Source organism: Spirosoma arboris (assembly GCF_009754945.1).
Lineage (GTDB): Bacteria > Bacteroidota > Bacteroidia > Cytophagales > Spirosomataceae > Spirosoma > Spirosoma arboris.
The window spans coordinates 152,779-174,064 of sequence record NZ_WPIN01000008.1 but is presented as its reverse complement, the minus strand read 5'-3'; the positions used below and the strand labels follow the sequence as shown (position 1 = coordinate 174,064).

17 protein-coding genes are annotated in these 21,286 nt (G+C 47.6%); 9 read left to right on the top strand and 8 right to left on the bottom strand.

Annotation, left to right across the window (positions count from 1 at the left end; all coding sequences use genetic code 11):
* Nucleotides 1-123 precede the first annotated feature (123 nt).
* The gene (locus GO755_RS21575) at nt 124-429 is read left to right on the top strand and encodes a YXWGXW repeat-containing protein (protein WP_157587581.1); all 306 of its coding nucleotides are present in this window, start codon (nt 124-126) and stop codon (nt 427-429) included.
* Between the two features lie 56 nt (nt 430-485).
* Here GO755_RS21575 and GO755_RS21570 read toward each other — a convergent pair whose 3' ends face one another.
* Genes GO755_RS21570 through GO755_RS21560 form a run of 3 tightly spaced genes read right to left on the bottom strand, consistent with a single transcriptional unit; the run spans nt 486 to nt 6,127 of the window.
* Nucleotides 486-3,632: an efflux RND transporter permease subunit gene (locus GO755_RS21570; protein WP_157587366.1), complete on the bottom strand. Its 3,147-nt coding sequence runs from the start codon at nt 3,630-3,632 to the stop codon at nt 486-488.
* A 47-nt stretch (nt 3,633-3,679) separates the two neighbouring features.
* A complete protein-coding gene (locus GO755_RS21565; protein WP_157587365.1) occupies nt 3,680-4,783 on the bottom strand; it encodes an efflux RND transporter periplasmic adaptor subunit in 1,104 nt (367 codons plus the stop codon).
* 3 nt (nt 4,784-4,786) lie between these two features.
* Complete coding sequence (locus tag GO755_RS21560) at nt 4,787-6,127, bottom strand: TolC family protein (protein WP_157587364.1); 1,341 nt, start codon at nt 6,125-6,127, stop codon at nt 4,787-4,789.
* A 370-nt stretch (nt 6,128-6,497) separates the two neighbouring features.
* On the opposite strand from GO755_RS21560, the gene GO755_RS21555 reads away from it, so the two are divergent.
* From GO755_RS21555 to GO755_RS21545, 3 genes are all read left to right on the top strand, one after another.
* A complete protein-coding gene (locus tag GO755_RS21555; RefSeq protein ID WP_157587363.1) occupies nt 6,498-7,904 on the top strand; it encodes a carbohydrate porin in 1,407 nt (468 codons plus the stop codon).
* 120 nt (nt 7,905-8,024) lie between these two features.
* Complete coding sequence (locus tag GO755_RS21550) at nt 8,025-8,726, top strand: hypothetical protein (protein WP_157587362.1); 702 nt, start codon at nt 8,025-8,027, stop codon at nt 8,724-8,726.
* A complete protein-coding gene (locus tag GO755_RS21545; protein ID WP_157587361.1) occupies nt 8,723-9,469 on the top strand; it encodes an ion transporter in 747 nt (248 codons plus the stop codon). The genes GO755_RS21550 and GO755_RS21545 overlap by 4 nt, the downstream gene beginning before the upstream one ends.
* A 3-nt stretch (nt 9,470-9,472) precedes the next feature.
* Here GO755_RS21545 and GO755_RS21540 read toward each other — a convergent pair whose 3' ends face one another.
* The 3 genes from GO755_RS21540 to GO755_RS21530 all read right to left on the bottom strand — a co-directional run bounded on the left by GO755_RS21540 (nt 9,473) and on the right by GO755_RS21530 (nt 12,090).
* Nucleotides 9,473-10,666 (bottom strand): MFS transporter, encoded by a 1,194-nt coding sequence (locus tag GO755_RS21540; protein ID WP_157587360.1) that lies wholly within the window; start codon nt 10,664-10,666, stop codon nt 9,473-9,475.
* Nucleotides 10,667-10,813: 147 nt separating this feature from the next.
* The gene (locus GO755_RS21535) at nt 10,814-11,770 is read right to left on the bottom strand and encodes a polysaccharide deacetylase family protein (RefSeq protein ID WP_157587359.1); all 957 of its coding nucleotides are present in this window, start codon (nt 11,768-11,770) and stop codon (nt 10,814-10,816) included.
* A gap of 8 nt (nt 11,771-11,778) precedes the next feature.
* Nucleotides 11,779-12,090, bottom strand: a complete 312-nt coding sequence (locus GO755_RS21530) for a GNAT family N-acetyltransferase (protein ID WP_157587358.1) — start codon at nt 12,088-12,090, stop codon at nt 11,779-11,781.
* 91 nt (nt 12,091-12,181) lie between these two features.
* Between GO755_RS21530 and GO755_RS21525 the strand changes: the two genes are divergently transcribed.
* Entirely contained in the window at nt 12,182-13,141 is a 960-nt protein-coding gene (locus GO755_RS21525; RefSeq protein ID WP_157587357.1) for a helix-turn-helix transcriptional regulator, read from the top strand.
* 65 nt (nt 13,142-13,206) lie between these two features.
* Nucleotides 13,207-13,638 (top strand): SRPBCC family protein, encoded by a 432-nt coding sequence (locus tag GO755_RS21520; RefSeq protein ID WP_157587356.1) that lies wholly within the window; start codon nt 13,207-13,209, stop codon nt 13,636-13,638.
* 149 nt (nt 13,639-13,787) lie between these two features.
* Here the strand turns inward: GO755_RS21520 and GO755_RS21515 are convergent, their stop codons facing one another.
* Nucleotides 13,788-14,996, bottom strand: coding sequence for an acyl-CoA dehydrogenase family protein (locus tag GO755_RS21515; RefSeq protein WP_157587355.1), 1,209 nt, complete (start codon nt 14,994-14,996; stop codon nt 13,788-13,790).
* A gap of 123 nt (nt 14,997-15,119) precedes the next feature.
* Between GO755_RS21515 and GO755_RS21510 the strand changes: the two genes are divergently transcribed.
* Together GO755_RS21510 and GO755_RS21505 are read left to right on the top strand one after the other, a co-directional pair.
* The gene (locus GO755_RS21510) at nt 15,120-15,665 is read left to right on the top strand and encodes a P-loop NTPase family protein (RefSeq protein ID WP_157587354.1); all 546 of its coding nucleotides are present in this window, start codon (nt 15,120-15,122) and stop codon (nt 15,663-15,665) included.
* A gap of 32 nt (nt 15,666-15,697) precedes the next feature.
* Complete coding sequence (locus GO755_RS21505) at nt 15,698-17,410, top strand: GMC oxidoreductase (RefSeq protein WP_157587353.1); 1,713 nt, start codon at nt 15,698-15,700, stop codon at nt 17,408-17,410.
* Nucleotides 17,411-17,452: 42 nt separating this feature from the next.
* Here the strand turns inward: GO755_RS21505 and GO755_RS21500 are convergent, their stop codons facing one another.
* The gene (locus GO755_RS21500) at nt 17,453-19,438 is read right to left on the bottom strand and encodes a DUF4350 domain-containing protein (protein ID WP_157587352.1); all 1,986 of its coding nucleotides are present in this window, start codon (nt 19,436-19,438) and stop codon (nt 17,453-17,455) included.
* A gap of 203 nt (nt 19,439-19,641) precedes the next feature.
* Between GO755_RS21500 and GO755_RS21495 the strand changes: the two genes are divergently transcribed.
* Entirely contained in the window at nt 19,642-21,234 is a 1,593-nt protein-coding gene (locus tag GO755_RS21495) for an NAD(P)/FAD-dependent oxidoreductase (RefSeq protein ID WP_157587351.1), read from the top strand.
* The last annotated feature ends 52 nt before the right edge of the window (nt 21,235-21,286 follow it).

The window sequence follows — 21,286 nt, the reverse complement described above, 5'->3', positions numbered from 1 at the left end:
TATCGCCAAGTTTTAACTCTAATCTGCATTGTACAGTTATACACCTGTCAACGGCAGCTTGGCGATTTGTTATACGCTTAAGTTGGAGTCTGACAGTGGATTCTACCTTAATTCTAAATCGTTATGAAAACCATCTTAAAAAGTCTGCTTTTCTCCGGTTTATTTATCAGCTCAATTGCCTATACGAACGCGCAGGTTTACGTACGTGTTCGACCTACTCCACCCCGGCCACATGTAGTTATTGCCCGCCCACCCGCACCATCACCCCGCCATGTGTGGGTTGCTGAGCACTGGCAACCTCATCGCCAGAGTTATCGTTGGCAGGGTGGTTACTGGGCAGCTCCTCCCCGACCACGGGCGGTGTGGGTACCAGGACACTGGTCATTACGTCGTCGTGGATATGTCTGGATGCCTGGTTACTGGCGATAAACGAATTGTGTAAACAAAAAATAGGGATAGGTTTGAGTACCTGTCCCTATTTTTTATTAAGGATGATGCGGCATATCGACCGTTTTAGCTTCGTGCCGGGCTAACTCTTTTCGCGCGCGTCGACTGTGAATGAGTTCGTAGGTAACGGGCAGAATCAGTAGCGACAAAACCGTACAGGTCATTAGCCCCCCAATCATAACTGTAGCCAATGGTTTCTGCGTTTCGGAGCCAATGCCGGTTGAAAGTGCTGCGGGTAAAAGCCCTAATGAAGCCATGAGAGCCGTCATCACTACCGGTCGAACCCGCGTCAGTGCCCCTTCCCGAATGGCTTCGCTAATGGGTAGTTTATTATGCAGGTTTTCCTTAAATCGGTTGATCAGAATAACACCGTCCTGCACCGAGACGCCAAACAGGCAGATAAATCCTACACCCGCCGAAATACTAAAGTTGATACCTGTAATCCAAAGTGCCAGCATGCCTCCAATAAGCGCAAACGGTACATTCAGAATAATCAGTGTGGCATCGAGTGCGCTACCGAAGGTAAACAGCAGAATCAGGAAGATAATGGTAATACTGATCGGAACGACAATCGCCAACTGCCGCTCAGCTCGGGTTTGATTTTCAAACTCACCTGCCCAACGCATCTGAAAACCCTGTGGCAGTTTAATCTGCTGGGCAACGCGTTTCTGTGCATCGGCAATCGTGCTACCAAGATCTCGGTCACGAACCGAGAATTTAATAGCAATAAACCGGGCATTGTTTTCGCGATAGACAAACGCCGGTCCTGAGCGTGTGCCAATATCAGCCAGTTCCTTGAGGGGAATTTTACTACCCGAGCGAGTAGGTACCATTAAGTTTTCAACCAATTCAGGCGAATAGCGGAATCGCTCGTCATATCGTACTTTAATATCGAAATGGCGCTCACCTTCGTAAAACTGCGTTACGGTTTTACCCCCGATAGCCGTTTCAATAACCGACTGGGCTACATCGGTCGGGACGTTGTACAGGGCCAGTTTCTGTGGATCAAGTTGAATTCGAAACTCTGGCTGACCCAAATTCCGAAACACACCCAAATCGCTCACACCTGGCACTTTTTTCATAACATCGAACACTTTTGTCGCTTCTTTATCCAGTACGTCCAGGTCCTGACCAACGATTTTGATAGCCATTGAACCTTTAACGCCGGATACGGCTTCTTCTACGTTATCAGAAATAGGCTGTGAAAAGTTGAAGGAAACACCCTTAAAACGCGCTAGTTTTTGCTGCATTTGCTCAATCAACTCATCCTTCGAGATGTCGCGCTTCCACTCTTCTTTCGGGTACAAGTCAACGAAAAATTCGTTGTTGAAAAACCCCGTTGGGTCGGTACCATCGTTTGGGCGTCCAGTTTGTGAAATAACGCCCCTCACCTCAGGAAACTCCTCAAAAATTGCCCGAAACTTACGCGTATAAGCATAGCTTTCGTCCAAAGCAACCGAATAAGGCAAGCTAGCCCGCACGTAAATAGATCCTTCGTTCAGTTGCGGCAGGAACTCTGAACCAATGTGAAATAGGAACAGATAAAGTGAGAACCCCAATGCACCCAGGGCAATAACAATGATCGACAATGGCTGACGGATCGCCCAGTTCAAGGCAGGGACATAGGCTCGTTCCAGACCGCTGACGACTGGATTGTGTCGTTCGCGTACCTGCTTGTTCAGCAACAAACTACACAGCAACGGAATCAGGGTAAGGCTAACAATAAGCGAGCCGGTCAATGCAAAACCGATGGTCCAGGCCAGTGGGCTGAACAATTTCCCTTCTACTTTCTGGAATGTGAAAATTGGGAGTAAAGCGGTAATAATAATAATCTTCGAGGTGAAGATGGATTTGCCTAACTCCGTGGCATTTTGGGCAATCCAGCTTAGTTTCGAGCGACGATTAAACTTCATCATGCCCATTTGTTCAGCGCGGTGAGCGAGCATCACAAACAAGCCTTCGACCATTACAACAGCACCATCAATAATAATCCCAAAGTCCAACGCACCGATACTGAGCAAGTTAGCTGTCATACCTTTCAGACGAAGACAGATAAAGGCAAACAATAGTGCCAGCGGAATAACAATCGCCACAGTGAGTGTTGTACGCCAGTCGGCCAGGAAAATCAGCAGAATGAGCGTGACTAGGAAAATACCCGTCAGTACGTTTTCGCCAACCGTATGCAGGGTGTAATTATTCAGCGTTGTCCGATCGTAGAACGTCTTGATTTTGACGTCTTTGGGCAAAATACTGTTGTTCAGTTCATCGATCTTCGCCTTCAGTGCCGGAATCACGTCGTTCGGGTTTTCGCCCTTACGCATCACCACGATACATTCCACCACGTCATCCTGTTTGTCGCGACCAACGATACCCAATCGGGGCTGGAATCCTTCTTTGACCGTGGCTACATCACGCACTTTAATGGGCACTCCTTTTACGTTGTCGATAATGATACCGGCAACATCTTCGGGGTTAGTTAGCAAGCCAATTCCACGCACTACCAACGATTGATTACCCTGTTTAATAACATCGCCCCCCACGTTGATATTACTTGACTGAATAGCCTGATCGACATCGATTGCCGTGAAACCGTAGTTAGCCAGCAGAATCGGGTTCAGATCGACCTCAATGGTTTTAACCTTGCCACCAAAACTAACCACATCAGCAATACCGGGTACACTCTTAATTTGCCGCTCGATAACCCAATCCTGAATCGTTTTAAGCTCGGTAACATCCTTGGTTTTGCTCTCTAGTGTAAAGCGGTAAATCTCGCCTGTTGGGCCATAAGGCGGCTCGACCTCTGCACTTACGCCGTCGGGAAGGTCAACGCTGGTAATTCGATTAGCGACATTGGTCTGAGCCGTAAAATTGTCAACGCCATCTTCGAAAATCATGGTCACGACCGATAGCCCAAACAAGGATACCGACCGCAATGTACTCTTGCGCGGTACAGAGTTCAGTTCGGTTTCGAGTGGTAATGTGACAAACCGCTCGACTTCTTCGGCTGAACGACCGGGCCACTGCGTGATCACAATGACGTTCGTATTGGTCACATCAGGAAACGTTTCGACGGGTGTATTCAGGAAAGCGACCACGCCACCTACAATGATGATACCGATGCCAAAAAATACGGCAAAGCGATTCGTCAGGGCGAAGGTGATTATACTGCGGATGAATTTATTCATGGAGGTATAGATATGTAGAGACGCAATCCCTTGCGTCTCTATACAGACTAATCCGTTAAATCATTGTATAACAACAAACTACCTTCAGTCACGACTATATCTCCTGGCTTGAGATTCCCTCCTTCTATGAAGGCATAGCGAGTCGTATTTTTTAGCACTTTCACTTCCCGAACGTCGTATTTATCCTTACCTGTCTGCACAATAACATAATAGTGGTCGCGGTCGAAGACAACGGCCTTTTGCGATACGGCCAGCGATTTCGCGCCCTCGGTGGCACTCATATTCGGCAGGTGTACATGAATAGTGGCGAACATATCCGGCTTCAGCAAGCCGTCCTGATTGGGTAATACAATCCGGACTTTCAATACGCGAGCCTGCTCATCGAGCACACTACTAATGTTGCTAATGACGCCTTTGAATGTCTTATCGGGGTAGGCCAATACCTGAAGATCAACAGGTTGTCCTTGTTTAATCTCAGGAATATCCTGCTCGTACACATTGGCCAGCACCCAGATTTGCTGGAGGCTCGAAATGGTATAGAGTGGGTTCTGGTTATCGGATCGTAAGTCCTGACCTGTATTGACGTTTTTCTCAACAATATAACCTGCAATGGGGGCTTTGACGGCAAAATAAGGCTGACCGGTTCCAGACGTACTCCCGCCATAAACGCGCAGAATATTTGACGATTTGCTCAGTTCGTCTTCCGCTTTTTTAACATTGTTTTTGGCCGTCAAGAAATCTGTTTCTGAAGCAAATCCCGATTTATACTGCGCCGATACATTTTTGAGTTGCTGCTGAGCAACTTCCAAATCTGATTTATCAGCCTGGTAATCATTCGTATATGTCGATATATCACCCGACCGAATCAAAGCCAGGTCCTGCCCTTTTTGAACATAAGCCCCTAGCGAAGCCGTCGTTTTTTCAACGTTCCCACTCACCAATGGAAACACCCGCACAACATTATCCTGATCGAAGGTAACCGTGCCGTTTAGCGTCAGCTCATCTTCTGGATTCATCCGCCGAACCGAATCAGTCAAATAACTACTGCTCGAATCGGCACTTGATGTGGGGGCTTTTTCAGTTTCCGTACTTTTATGACCACATGCGGCCACGACCAGCCCGACGGCCACGGTATACAGCACCTTTTTCATAACCTAAAAGAAACGTGTGTTGGTGGTATAATTCAGTAACTGCTGGGTGTTGAACAGATTATTCAGCAGGTTAATGTTATTCAGTTGCGCTTGTTGGTAGGTTCGGATTTTATCCAGGTAATCCAGCAAACCAATTGTACGAGCGTTATAAGCCTTGGTCGCTTCTACTGAGATATTCTGAATCCGATCCAGATAACCATCTGGTCGTGCGGCTAACTCTGCGTAGTACGTGTTGAGCTTATCATAGGCGTTCAGCACATCACTTTGTACAACAACCTGCTGATTTTCCAGGCCGCTCGTCACACTTTTCAGCGTCGTTTCTGCTGATCGGATAGCCCCCTGATTGCGGTTACGAACGGGCAAATCCATTGATAATTGAAAGCCGGTAAAGTTGTTGTACGCATTCCCATATTTTTCAAAAAGCAATCCCGTCGTCAAATCCGGGGTTCGTCGCGCTTTTTCCAGCGCCAGGCTACGTTCGGCATTATTAATCTGCTCCTGCGACAGGCCAACGTCGGGTCGATTTGTCTGGGCAGAGTCAAGCGCTGTTGCCAACACCGGAAGCGTGGTTCTCAGCGGTGGTAACTCGGTGGGTAAAATAAACGATTTAGCCGACTGGCGTAACAACACACGTAGCGTTGCCTGATCATCCGCAATTTGCGTCTGGTAGTTTGCACTATTGGCCTGAAGGTCCCGAATTGCCACTTCCAGTCGGGTTACTTCATAGGGTGCCACTCCCCCCGATTGAAGCGCAATCCGATACGATTGGAGCAATCGTTGTTGTCGAGCTAACTCTTCAGTAAACAACTTCAGCCCCTGGAGGTCATAGTATAAATTAGCGTAGGTCGTATAGAGTTGATAATGAAGCGTTCGCATGATATCTCGAAAGGCCAGACGGGCCAGCGATTTATTGCTCTCGGCCAATGCTACCAACTTACTCCGTTTGCCAGCCAACAAAATCACCTGTTGCAATTGTACGGCATAGTAGCCACTATTATAGATGCCCGCATCTTTATCAGCCTGCGAGGGAGGGCCAAATGGCAGAACCTTATGGGTTTGCGGATTATATAAGTTTCCCTGAAACCACAGGTTTGGATTAGGACGCAGACCAGCCTGCGTAATGGCGGCATCGGCAATATCAATCTGATAGCGTTGCGCGAGCAGTTGAAAATTACGTTCCAGAAACAGCTGCTCGAGTTGTGGGAGACTTTGTCGGATTGTGTCAGCAACTGGCATCGCGCCCGATGTAGCAGTAGTTGATTGGGCCGACACAGAAGAGATTATACTTACTCCGCCAAAAAAAATACAGATACGCAAAAAGGCGATAAATCGAAAATGAGCCATAAGATATACGCGGGATATTAAATAAATCCGGCTAATTGGTCGGCAAGTAGCCACCCTACCGTTAAGGCGTTGTTAAAGCACTATTAATTCTGTCTTAAAAATAGTACAGTTCAGTCACGGCAATGTATTTATCAACTTATCGGTATTAATACTTAGAGAGTTAGCCGAAGTTTAAAGGAGACTCAATGCTCTTTAAAATCAATTTAAAGTTACGGCAACCCATGTAGTGCCAACATAAATTCGATGGGTTATTGTAGCCTGATAACTCTACTCATTCAAAACGATTAGGCACACCTCGATTTCTTCAATCGGATTTCAGTGCAAACCAGGCTTATAAAACACAAACTCTCTGATTTTGCTTATACCATTTATGCAACACAACTCCAAAACGCACTATTGGTTTGGCCTGTTTTTTCTCTTATTAACTGGCTCTGTTCAGGCGCAACAGGATAACAATAACAATTACCTCGACTCGCTTCAGAACTGGAGCCTGCATTTTCAATTTACGACCATTGCACAAGGCCATACGGGTTTTAAAGGTGCCGGATACGATGGCCGTAATACCTTGAGTGCTCAACCCGACACCGCCTTATCGGTTACAACAACTCTTTTTCTGGGCCGTCGTTTGTGGCGCGGAGCGGCTGTTTATCTCAATCCCGAACTTGCCGGTGGTCGGGGTGTTGGTCACCGCAATAGTCAGTCGCCTTATGATGAAAGCCTGTATGCGCCTGCCGTTGGTATAGCAGGTTTCCCAAACGGCGAAACGTTTCGGATCGGGAGCGCCCGCCCAGCTTTGTACATTGCCCGGTTTTATATTGAGCAGATTATTCGACTCGACAAGAGTCCTTCCAAAGAAGCTGAATCAGACGCCAATCAGGTAGAAGAGCCCATCCCGGCCTCCCGGCTGGTTATTACTGCGGGAAAGTTCTCGATTGCCGATATCTTCGATAACAATGCCTACGCCCATGACCCCAGAAGTCAGTTTTTCAATTGGGCGCTCATGAATATGGGTGCGTGGGATTATCCAGCCAATACGCGTGGATATACCTGGAGCCTGGCCACAGAGTATATTCGACCTACCTATGCGATTCGGGTAGCGGCTTCACTGATGCCAATCGTAGCTAATGGTAACGTTCTTGATTGGAACATTGGCAAATCCAATGCTCTTACCCTTGAACTTGAACACAAATTCAAGCTGCTACGTCGGGCAGGAACAGTCCGGTTGCTGGGATTTCGTAACGTCACCAAAGCACCAACCTATACTTCAGCCACGCAGTTGTTACAGGCTGGCACCTACCCCACCGATCCACCTTATATTCTTACCGGTACTAATTACGGCGGGGTAAAATACGGCTTGGGTCTGAATTTCGAGCAGCCGCTTGGCGATGTTGGTGGTATTTTCGGTCGAGCCAGTTGGAACAATGGACAGACAGCCACCTGGGCATTTACCGAAATAGATCGCAGTTTCTCACTGGGGGCCTATATTGGCGGAACGCGCTGGCATCGCCAGAATGATGTTGTGGGTATAGCCGTAGCTAAAAATGGTATCTCTGCCGAACATGCTGCTTTCCTGAATGCGGGCGGATCAGGTTTTATGCTGGGCGATGGCAGTTTACCTAATTACAAGCTCGAAAATAGTTTGGAAATGTTCTATAAAGCTCGTCTTGCCCATACACTCTATCTAACGTTAGACTATCAACTGGTTCAGAATCCGGGCTATAATGGCGATCGAGGGCCAGTTAATTTATTTGCTTTACGGACGCACGTTGAGTTTTGATCAAATTAGCCGCTATTGATTCTGATTGATTTTCTATACTCTAGAATCCGAAGAATCCACAGAATCAATAGAATCTAGTTTAAGTAACCCAAAGGCCATTTTTCAGGTTTCTAAAGCATCATGTTTGCTGCTTACTTACTCACCTTTTCGCTACTACTAACCCGGCCCGACTCACTGCCACTAATCGATTCGGTCCAATCGAAGCCTTTTGCCCTGAAGCCAGCGTTTAATCTTGACTTTCGGGACTCCTTTCTCGAACGTCAGCACGTTAACGTTCTGGGTGTCAATGCTGGATTTACTTACGGGCGCAAACGACATCAGCTCACCTTAGGTTATTACTGGATTAATTATGCTACCTATCTACGCCTGATCGACTGGCGACGCAATGCTGCCCAGCGCATCAATCTCAACTACTATACACGTACTGATATGTGGTTTATCAGTTCGATGTATTGGTGGAATATGGTCAATAATAAACGCTGGTTGGTCAGCCTGCCCGTTGAACTTGGTGGCGGAGTTGCGTATGCATTACCGCTAGACTTAACCCAGAATGTTCAGGTTGATCGATCTCGCCGGGACTTTTTCGTGCCACTCCAAATCGGGGCCTATGGGCAATGGCGAGCAACACGCTGGGTGGGCTTGAGCGCCCAGATCGGCTACCGGGTTTCGGTCTTTCAAACAGCTATCGATCAGAATTTCAATGGCAGTTATTATAGCATTGGCATATCAATTTATCCCGCCTTTCCTATGGATATCTGGCGATGGGTACGTAAAAAAGATCGAATTTCGCCTTTGCACCCACCCCAGCCGCGTAAACAATGAGTACCCATAAAAAGCCGGTTTCGCCCAGAATAACACTGCATGAGGTTATTATGCTAGTGTTATCGATTTATGTTGTCATTGCTCTGCTCATTCGGGAGTTGGTGCCTGTCCATGAGCAAACGCGGCAATTGTTGGATCAGATTGATACAGGTATCTGCATTTATTTTCTCTACGATTTCTTCCTTCGGCTTTATCAGGCTCCCGACAAATGGGCATTCCTGCAATGGGGCTGGATCGACCTACTGGCAAGCATCCCAGCCCTCGACTGGTTCCGACTTGGCCAGTTGGTGCGGGTATTCCGTATTCTGCGGATGGTCCGTTCGTTCCGTTCCATTCGCAGTTTCCTAACTTATCTCTTCCGCGACCGGGCCAATGGAACATTAGCGGTTGTGCTGCTCAGTTCTGTTTTACTCATGATTTTTGGCGCCGTCGCCATTCTCTACGCCGAACGTGTACCCGAAGCCAACATTAAAACACCATCCGATGCACTCTGGTGGGCCTTCGTCACGATCACCACCGTTGGCTATGGCGACAAGTTCCCCGTCACAACCTTCGGGCGGCTTATTGCTGCAGTTTTGATGATTGCTGGTGTCGGACTATTTGGCACGTTTACAGGCTATGTAGCCAACTTTTTTGTGGAAGACGATCAGGAACAGACCGGCAGCGACATAAAAATCCTTATCACCGAAGTACAGCAGCTGCGTAAGAAAATTGAAGAGATGGAAAAGCGATCGGGTGGATAGTAGTTAAGTAGCTTTCCCTTTTATGCTATAGCTCAACGCGACCAACAGCAACAACAAGGCCAGGAGGCCTAAAGCAGTAGATAGAGAAAATTGTTGAGCGATAAACCCCAGCAAAGCCGGGCCTGCCAATAGACCGGTATAACCGATAGTTGTTATGGTCGATATACTAACCGTTGGAGCAACACTGGGCAGCTTAGCAGCCGCGCTGAAAAATATCGGAACAATGTTTGCTGCCCCCAGGCCTACTAGCACAAAGCCAGCCAATGCCCCGTATACCCAGGGGCTTAAGATGGCGATCAATAGGCCGACTGCTCCAAGTAAACTGCCGCCCACCACGACCGTTTTGCTGTTCAGGCGTGCCACTAGTTTATCTCCCACTAAGCGCATTACTGCCATGGCAACGGAAAAAGCAGCATAGCCTGCTCCCGCAAACTCTGCATCGATTCCCTTTACGTCTCGCAGAAAGATGGCACTCCAGTCGAGGACAGCCCCCTCTGCCAGAAAAATGGCAAAGCACATCACACCCAAAAACAGGACACTGCCATTCAACCAACCGAAACGCTGATTACTCTCCGTTGGCCTCTCATCGGTGGTAGCGAAGCGGGCAATAATCTGGCGTTCTACATCAGCAGGGAATAAATACTTGTATTGGGTTAGCATAATGAGGATCATCAGTGCAGCAATACTGACAATAGCATAGAGCGGGTTGATTCCCAATTTAATCAGAAAGCCCAATCCTAAAGAACCCAATAAGCCTCCCACACTAAAGAGGCCATGCAAAGACGACATGATGGGTTTTCCATACAAATTCTGCACTTGTACACCATGAGCATTCATGGCTACGTCAATGGTACCAACTCCTGAGCCAAATATAAACAGCGTTATGGCCATGACACCGGTGGAGGGAAGGACAAGAAGCAGTGGTAAGGCAAGCGCCATGACCAGCACGGCGCAGGCCATAATGGTGCGGCTGCCAAAACGGCTCACCAACCAACCTGAGGTTGGCATCATCAGCATTGCCCCAGCGCCCAATAGTAACAGTAATAATCCCAGATTGGCATCGCTTAACGCTAACCGATCTTTAGCATAAGGAACCATCGGTGCCCAACTGGCCATACCCAGACCACAAACCAGAAAAATCAACTGGGTAGCCACGCGGGCCCTTGACACATGCACTGATGATATAGCTATGTCCATTACGAACTAGGTTAAATCTGGTTGTAAGTGCCAAATGTATAACTCCATCCTGGCTTTATATATGACAAGCACTACTTCAGTCGATATCTTATCAAAACCAATAAACTGGTCATATCGACCAAATTTGGGTTCTTTTCCCCCAGCCCATTACTTCTCCTTCGCTATACTGGTTGGCAAATCGTATAGTAACCAGGTCTTATTTTCTATAACGGGTGATTTCTGACGGATCAGGTTAATAAAATCTGTTATTCCTAGCGGTTCATTTCCATTGGCATGAATGAGTACCAGACTCCCCTGTTTGGGCTGCTGATTTTTGGCCAACCAGGCATCACTGCCTATAGGCAACAATCCGAAGGCAAGCACGCGATCAAATACCGCTTTATCCGACACGAGGCCGGGAAATCGGAAGAAAATAGAGGGCGTCAGGCCGTTTTTGAGCATGGCCTGTTCGTTCAGAAGCACTTCGTCGTTCAGGTTGGTGGCGGCTTCGAGCAGGAAATTCATGGGTAACGGCAAACGGGGGTTATACCGATGATGGTAGGAATGGTTGACCCACGTAATATCCAGATCACCCCGGCTAACCAAACTTTTCAGATACGCCAAATCCTGCTGATGGCTTTCCATCCAAAGACCTGTGATGGTAATTGTCACCGGAATCGGCTTCTCTTCTGGCTCAAATGCACGAATCAGTTGCTCAAATACGGAACGGGTTAGTGGCTTTGTGGACGGGCAAAGATCAATGGTCAGACTGAAGCCACGCTCGGTTGTATCGGCCCGTTCGATACCGGCGTCCTGCAAATTGTAGTCTCGTGTCTGTTCAAGTTGAAGTGTTCGTGCATAAGGTGTTTGCTCAATTTGCTCCATCAAACTCAACCAGGGCAACGCCCGAACACCAGTTGGTGGCAGATTTACAACAGACGTTTTAAGCGTGTACGGGTCGAGTATCAGGTAGCGAGTCTGTTTATTCTGCTGCCACTGGCGTAGCACAACTCGATACGGTTGCTGATTCGTCAGTCCAAAAAAGACACGATAGTCCGTTAGCTGTCCGAGCGCATTGAGGCTACCCAAAACGAACAGGCTTAAGGCATACAGAAAACGCTTCATTGTCAGATTCAGAACCCAGTAGTCGTGTAAGACGTGGAAACGACCCGACTCCAGTCGGGGTGGCGCTTGAGGTAGGCTGACACGAACGGGCAAAGCGGCACAATGGTCAGGTTATTATCCTCAATATAGTTCAATACCCCTTCAACTAACTTCGAGCCAACGCCGTGGCCTTCTAAACTCGGATCAACTTCAGTATGGACCAGTGCGAGTGTTTCGTCATTTACCTGCTGATATTCGACGAAAGATAGTTTACCGTCGGTTTCCAATTCGAAACGGTGTCGGTGGGTATTGTTGTGAATGGCGCTCATCTGTATACGCATTGGGTTTTGTTATATGACTCTACGCAAAAAAAGGTCTACTTGTTCAAATGAAGCGTTGTAATTTGCGACTGTCTTTAGTACAAATGTCGCTATGAACCGTCTTGACCGTCTGACTGCCATCCTGATTCATCTGCAAACCAAGCGCGTTGTCCGTGCCCAGGAATTAGCTAAACGCTTCAATATCAGTCTACGAACAGTGTACCGAGACGTCCGATCACTGGAAGAAGCCGGCGTTCCTATCGGGGCCGAAGCCGGTGTTGGTTATTTTCTAACCGACTATCATCTTCCGCCCGTCATGTTCACCAGTGCCGAAGCCAGTGCACTCCTGATGGGCGGCAAGTTAATTGAAAAATGGGCTGACGAATCGGTTCGAACCGAATTTGAATCGGCTTTATTTAAAATAAAATCAGTTCTTAAACGCACCGATCAGGAGCGTCTGGACGATCTTGATGCACATATTTCTGTGGCAAAACCCAGAAACCGCCAGCCTTATTCCGACGGATTACTAACACATATTCAGCACGCCATTGCCCAGAATCAAGTGCTTCTGCTTCAGTATCATTCACAATACAACGATGCTGAAACCGAGCGGGAAGTTGAGCCGGTTGGTCTTCATCATTACCGGATGTGCTGGCACTTGATCGCTTTTTGTCGAACTCGTCAGGATTACCGCGATTTTCGCGTGGACCGTATTCGTGAATTGACCAACACTGGGCAGCGCTTCTCTCGTCCAGAACGCTTATCCCTAAAGGAATACCTCAATCGAATGGGCGACGACTGGCCGTTGATCGACGCAGTCATTGTCTTTCCGAAATTAGCGTCTCGTTATCTTCAAGAGCAGAAATATGCCTATGGTTTTGTGAGCGAAGATGATCTTGGCGAGTTCATTCGGGTGAATTTTCAAACGCCTTATATAGAAGGGCTGGCACGCTGGTTGCTCATGTACGGCAAATCGGTAAATATTGAGCACCCCGAATCGTTACGAACGATGATGCAACAATTAGCCGATGAGATACAGACACATTATTCGGCTCACCCTGTCATTGGCTAAAATCTACTGACACACTGTTGTCAGTGAATTCGCGGACCTTTACCCTTAACTAGTATTCAACGATCATGCGCAACGACCTAATTGTATCCGAATCCGTCGACATTAACGCCAGTCCATCCAAAGTATGGGACGTGTTGACAACCCCTGACCTCATTAAGGAATACCTGTTTGGCACCGAAACTGTAACCGACTGGAAAATCGGCAGTGAAATTATTTTTCAGGGCGAATACGGCGACCAAACGTATCGGGATAAAGGCGTTATCCTCGAAAATGTACCAAACAAGCTCCTCAGTTATAGCTATTGGAGCGGATTTTCTGGCCTGGAAGACAAACCTGAAAATTATTCAACAGTGACCTATATTTTAAGAGCGGAGGACGACAACCAAACCGAATTTACCTGGACGCAACAGGGGTACGCCACGGAAGAAGGCTATAATCATTCCGTAAACGGTATGAGCGCGTTTTTAAAACAGATCAAGGAAATAGCGGAACGATAATTTTTAGTCAAGTGTGGTCAAGTACTTCTTTTGACATTACAGGCTATTTTTTGTCATCTCGACGTAAGGAGAGATCTCAAGCTGGAGATGTTGAGATCTCTCCTTACGTCGAGATGACAAAAAATGGATACCTGGCGATCTTGCTATGTTTATTTAAACGCCGGAATACCCGTAATTTCCGCGCCCAGAATTAGCAGTTGAATATCATGTGTGCCTTCATAGGTACTGACTGATTCAAGATTCATCAGGTGACGCATAATCGGATACTCGCCCGAAATTCCCATAGCCCCCAGGATCTGACGTGCTTCTCGGGCAGTCTTCAGGGCAATTTCAACGTTGTTACGTTTGGCTAATGAAATTTGCGCAACAGTCGCTCTATCTTCATTTTTGAGCGTACCCAATCGCCAGCAAAGCAGTTGCGCCTGAGTGATGTCGGTCAACATTTCGGCTAGTTTCTTCTGTACTAATTGAAAACTGGCAATTGGTTTATTAAACTGAATCCGTTCGAGAGCGTAACGTCGGGCTACTTCATAGCATTCCATTGCGGCCCCCAATGCCCCCCAGCAAATCCCATAACGGGCCTGTTCCAGGCATTTCAGCGCACTTTTCAGCCCATAGGCATCAGGCAGTATATTTTCCTTCGGAACCTGCACATCACGAAAAACCAGTTCACCTGTACTGCTTGCTCGTAGCGACCATTTGTTGCTGATTTCGGCAGTTGTAAACCCTTCCATACCCCGTTCCAGAATGAGCCCACGGACTTTTCCATGATCGTTTCTGGCCCAGACAATAGCAATATCGGCAATGTTGGCGTTGGTAATCCAGAGTTTCGAGCCGTTGAGCAGGTAGTAATCACTCCGTTCGATGAAGCTGGTTTCCATACCACCCGGATCGGAGCCATGATTAGGTTCTGTCAGACCGAAGCAGCCTAACAATTCACCTTTCGCCAGTTTAGGCAGGTATTTTCGTTTCTGTTTTTCCGAACCAAATGTCAGAATCGGGTACATAACCAGCGAATTTTGCACCGATACGCACGAACGCATACCTGAATCGCCCCGTTCAATTTCCTGCGTCATCAATCCATAGGAAATCTGATCAAGACCTCCCCCACCATATTCAAGAGGAACGGTAGCACCAAATGCGCCAATCTGCCCAAACTTCTTGACAATATGATCAGGAAATTCACCCCGTTGGGCGCACTCTTCGACAATGGGCGTAATCTCACGTTTCACAAACGTGCGTACAGCCGACCGAACTAATTTATGTTCAGCCGTGAGCAGGTCATCAATGCAGTAGAAATCCGGCGATTCAAACGAATCAACCTTATTTCGGGGCGGAGTTAGGGAGGGGGCTTGCATAGGGGTTTAACCCAGAAAAGGGCATCTTGTTGTAGGAATAGCTAGTTTTGTCAAGTCCAGGACGGATGGTACACCACTTCAGCCTGTCGTTTTCTCATCGAATGACGGCATAAATTAGCAAGTATGAAAGTCCATATTTTCGGCGCGTCAGGTTCAGGAGTAACTACTCTGGGCAATGCCTTATCCGATCAAACTCAACTGTCCTATTTTGATACGGATTATTTTTTCTGGGAACCCTCCGATCCGCCATTTACCGTCAAACGAGACCCTACAGAACGCAACAATCAGTTGCATAGCGAACTAGAAAAGCATAGTAGTTTCATTGTTGGCGGTTCGTTAGTAAGCTGGGGTGATGAGTGGTTATCTACTTTTGATTTAGCTGTTTTTCTCTGGATTCCAACCGATATACGGCTCGACAGATTACGGAAACGAGAATTTGCCCGGTACGGTAACGTGATTTATGAAAACGAACATCGAAACAGGTTATTCAAAGAATTTATAGACTGGGCATCGGGTTATGACGATCCTTCATCGAGCAGACGATCGTTGGTTGTACACGAAAACTGGATGAAAAAACTTACTTGCCCAATTCTTGAATTACGCGGAGATTATACAGTTCAGGAGCGCTTAGAGACTGTTATAAAGCAATTGACAGAATATGAGTCATAGTTAAAAAGCCGAGTCTCTACACTTTGTTATTTATGGCCAATCTGCTCATCGATAGTCTCAAAGCTCGCACGTACGATGCCATTGTAATTGGTTCGGGAATGAGTGGCGGTTGGGCCGCGAAAGAACTCACCGAACATGGACTTCGCACCTTACTATTGGAACGGGGACGGGAAGTCAAGCACGTAACTGACTACCCAACCGCTACTCTGAATCCCTGGGAGTTAGAACACCGGGGGCAGGTACCGCTTCACATTCGTCAGGCGTATTCAATTGCCAGTCGAAACTATGCTTTTCACGAAGATACCATGCATTTTTTCGCCAAAGACAGCGACCAACCGTATGTGCAGGAAAAACCATACGACTGGATGCATGGCTATCAGGTAGGCGGTCGCTCACTGACCTGGGGTCGGCAAACACAGCGGTGGAGCGATTTCGATTTTGAAGGCCCAGCTCGCGACGGGTTTGCTGTCGATTGGCCTATTCGCTATGCTGACATTGCGCCTTGGTACAGTCGTGTCGAGAAGTTTGTGGGTATCACTGGCAACAAGGATGGATTGGCAACCCTGCCAGATGGCGAGTTTTTGCCTCCGCATGAAATGTCATGTGTAGAAACCTACTTCAAGAAACAGGTAGCCCAAAATTACAAAGATCGGCATGTCATTATTGGCAGGGCGGCTCACCTGACAGCTCCCCAACCAATTCACTATCAACAAGGTCGCGCGAAGTGTCAGCACCGAACTTTATGTGAACGGGGTTGTCCATACGGAGGCTATTATAGTAGTAATGCATCCACCATTCCTTGGGCGTTCCGTACGGGTAAACTCACCCTCCAGCCTGATTCGGTCGTGCATTCGATTATCTACGACGAGAAGCTCGGGAAGGCAACTGGCGTGCGCGTCATTGATGCCAAAACTCGCCAGATGACAGAGTATTATGCCCGCATCATTTTCGTGAATGCGTCAGCTTTACATACCAACCTTATTCTGTTGAATTCGACGTCCAATCGATTTCCGAATGGGTTGGGGAACGATAATGGTTTGATGGGCACGCACATGGCGTTTCATAGTTATCGGGGACGGGTTACGGCAACCTACGATGGTAATCTTGACTCCACCACCGACGGTCGTCGACCGAACAGCAGTTATATTCCCCGGTTTCGGAATGTGTTTAAACAAGAAACCGATTTTCTGCGTGGCTATGCGGCTACGTTCTATTCGTCAAGAGCGGAGGTTCAGAATCAGGACGGCATTGGGACTTCGTTAAAACAGAACTTACTCAATCCCATCCTAGGCGATTGGCAGGTTGGCTCAGCTATGATGGCAGAAACCATCCCCAAAGCCAACAGCACTGTGCGGTTAGATTCGGTTTTGAAAGACAATTGGGAAATTCCTCAGTTGCGAGTATCGGTCGGTTATGACGAGAACGACGAGAAAATTCTTAAGGATTTCTTCGCCCAGCTCACCGAAATGTATACAAAGGCGGGTTTCAAAAACATCCGTACGCAGGATACGGGTCGATTACCGGGCAGTGAAAACCACGAAATGGGGGGAGTTCGAATGGGGCGAGATCCTAAAACGTCCTTACTCAACCGCTGGAATCAACTCCATCATTGCAAAAACGTTTTCGTGACCGATGGTGCCTGCATGACTTCAACCAGCACCCAAAATCCATCATTGACTTATATGGCTCTAACCGCTAGAGCGGCTAATTATGCCGTGAAGCAGATGAAGGCATTGGCATTGTAATATTGTTTCAGCCCACGGGTTAACCCGTGGGCTGATAATTAGCTACCGCTTACTCGTGGCAGAATTTGCGCCTGTTGAAGAACCCTGACTGAGCAACCAGGCTGCCAGATCTTTAGCTGCCTGAAAATTCTGATATATAGCCGGAATTTTACGCCCATCGACATATTCATTATAGAGCCAGGGATCGCCAACCGCGAAAACCGTTCCTTTGCCTACTTTGGCAACTCCCATGATCACATCCCCGGAATCGGTTACTGCTGCTTTAGCCGGAGCTTTTATATCGAGCGGAGATAACTCTTTAATATAAACCGTTCTGGTTTTCGGGAAAATCTGGTTTCCAGCCGGTATGCTGATTTTACCCTGCTCAAAATGATCCCCTTGTACCATGTTTCGGTTCTTGGGTAAGAATTGCATGCCGAATCGAGCCGCCAGTTGATTGAAATGTTTGTGTTCACAGTTCGATGTGTCGTTGGCCATAAGTACCAGCGTGCCACCGGCCTGCACCCAATTAGCTATGGCATTAATGTCGGCCTCGCTGACATAATTAGGCTTGGGCGTTTCTTTAGGTGTGTCGGGGTCAACAATGATGTACACATCTACTCCTTTCAACGAAGCTTCTGTGGGAGCACCCGTTATCGTAGCTGTTTTAGCACCTAGATCATGGAAAATGTTCCCCCACCAGAAAAATCCCGAATGCTGGCGATCATCCCAGGTATAGTGAAATGGCTCCTGCTCAACCGATCCGTCAGTATGCATATAACCTTTTCGGGACTCGTGGTTAAAGTAGTTATCGACAGCCACGATTTTGCCTTTACCCAGGTCATCTTCAGCCGCGATTTCCATTTCGACGCTGGCCATAATAAACGGCCCTACGCCCTTTAAATCATCCTGACGGATAGGTTCGCTCAGATAATATTCGTAGCTGCCATCACGATAAGGTGTGCCACCAAGTCCACCAACAACAACCGTTTTTTCTAAGTGTATCAAGCCCTTGGCATCCGTCGAAATAAAGGTTTTTAGCATGCCATCGTAGCCTTTGTGAGCTGCCGTCATTATCGAAGCCGGTAAATAACCCATTCGAACACCCTTCGCCAGCGCATACACAAACATGGCTGTGCCCGATGCTTCGAGGTAATTTCCCTTGTCGCCCATACGGTCAGTTACCTGATACCAACAGCCCGATTTGGGGTCCTGATACTTCACGAGAGCGGGCATAAATCGTTTTAGAATGGCAATCAGTTCACCCCGACGTGGATTCGACTGCGGAATATAATCCAGTACATCGACAAGCGCCATGGCATACCACCCCATTGCCCGACTCCAGAAATTAGGTGAGTTTCCTGTTTTAGGATTGGCCCATTTCTGCTCCCGGCTTTCGTCCCAACCATGATAGATTAAACCCGTCTTTTCGTCGCGGGCGTGTTTCTCCATCCACACAAATTCATTGATCACATCGTCATAATGCTTGTTACCCGAACCGTCGGACCCTCCATACAACGAGTTGTATTCAACGGCGAACGGCTCAGCCATATACAGGCCATCGAGCCACATTTGATACGGATATCGCTTTTTATGCCAATAACCACCCTCCTTTGTACGAGGTTGTTGCGTCAGTTGCTTATGCAGCAAGTCAGCAGCTTTACGATACTTTTCTTTAGTAGGCAACGATTGCTGAGCAAGCAACAGCAGCGATCGGCCTGGCGTAATGAAATCCAGATTGTAGTCATCCAGTCGGTAGGTACGAATATCGCCGTCAGCGGTTACGAACCGATCCATATTTTTCTGAATGTAATTGAAATATCGATCGTCGGCAGTGCGATACCAGACTTGTTTGACTCCTTCTAGCAGAACGCCCGTTTCATACTCCCAATGAGCAGTCCCTTTACTACCATCTTCTCGTTTATAGGATATGGAATCGGGATTGTTGGCCATGATAGAAGCAACCATACGCTGCGACCAGGGCGATTGGGCCAGCAATACCTGACTGGATATCAGCAGACTAGCTAAAAGACCTATTTTTTTTGTCATTTCTTTTTACTTGATACTTATGCTCAACAGATGAAATAGCTGCTTAAAGTAAGTCTATACTCTTTTTCCGATGAATAAATTTCCAAATAATCGCGAAGAACCCAAATCAGTCTATCCCTGTTAACAATTGGGTAACTTTAAGTAGTTTCGCCTATTGATCTGACGGCTAACCGTATCGACGGACTAAACCGGCTATTTACACCATGATTCATCAACTTTCGCTTGCCTTACCCCCCGAATTAGCTCTAGACGAATTGGCTTTCCGGGAGCAGGTATTAGCACAGCTTGGTTTGCCTAATACTGAGGATGTTGTCGTACGGAAACGTCGCCAATCTATTGATGCCCGAAACCGGCAGGTGCGCGTACAGGTAGAAGCCGATGTATTTGCCGGCGAAACTCCTCCTCAGCTTATTCGCTACAGCAAACCCCAGACGGATGTAAGTCAGGCTAAACAGGCTATTGTGGTGGGAGCTGGCCCGGCAGGCTTATTTGCAGCTCTTCGATTAATTGAGTTAGGTATTAAACCCATTGTACTCGAACGTGGTAGCGATGTTCGCGCCCGCCGACGTGACTTGGCGGCTATAAACAAAGACCATATCGTCAATCCAGAATCGAACTATTGCTTCGGCGAAGGAGGTGCAGGTACATACTCTGATGGTAAACTCTATACCCGCTCTACCAAACGGGGCGACGTGCGCAGGATTCTGGAAATCTTTGTTGCCCACGGAGCTACCGACCAGATTTTGGTGGATGCACACCCTCACATTGGCACGAATAAACTTCCAAATGTTGTCGCCGATCTCCGAGAAAGCATCCTGAATGCCGGAGGTGAAGTTCGATTTGACACCAAAGTAACCGATCTGATCTTATCAGAAAATGAACTGAAAGGCGTAGTGTTAGCGAACGGTGACGCCGTTATGGGAATTGGCGTTATCCTGGCAACGGGGCATTCGGCGCGAGATATTTTTCACTTACTGCACGACCGCAACGTTCGCATTGAAGCAAAGCCGTTTGCTATGGGCGTCCGCATTGAACATCAACAATCGTTAATCGATCAGTTTCAATACCATCGTCCTGACCGTGGCGATTATCTGCCAGCGGCTTCGTATAGTTTAGTCACGCAAACCCGTTTTAAAGGGGTAGAACGGGGCGTATTTTCGTTTTGTATGTGTCCGGGTGGATTTATCGTTCCGGCAGCGACTGCTCCCGGCGAGTTGGTTGTAAATGGCATGTCGCCCTCCCGTCGCGATTCGCAGTATGCCAATTCGGGGTTGGTGGTGGCCATTGCGGATGATGATTTACGGCCTTATGCCGACGAGGGACCATTGGCAGGGTTGGCACTTCAGCAAGATCTCGAACGCTGGGCTTGTAAAATGGGGAATCTATCAGCAACGGACCATTCCCAAACGGCTCCAGCACAACGCATTGCCGATTTTGTGGATGCCCGTGTTTCAAATGACCTATTGCCAACATCCTATCAGCCGGGATTGGCATCAGTCGATATGAGCGACGTACTACCCGACCATATTGCCCAACCATTGCGGCAGGGCCTGCGCGATTTCGGGCGAAAGATGCGTGGGTATTTAAGTAATGACGGGCAAGTGATTGGTGTCGAAAGTCGAACATCATCACCTGTTCGCATTCCACGTGATCGTGAAACCTGTGAACATGTGGGCGTTAAGCGGTTATTTCCGTGTGGAGAAGGTGCAGGCTATGCAGGTGGTATTGTATCGGCGGCCATGGATGGTGAACGTTGCGCAGAGGAATTAGTTAAGTTGTATAAAAAAGGTTTGTAGTTTATAGTTTGAGGTTTGTAGTTTCCTTGACAGTGGATAACTACAATTTTCA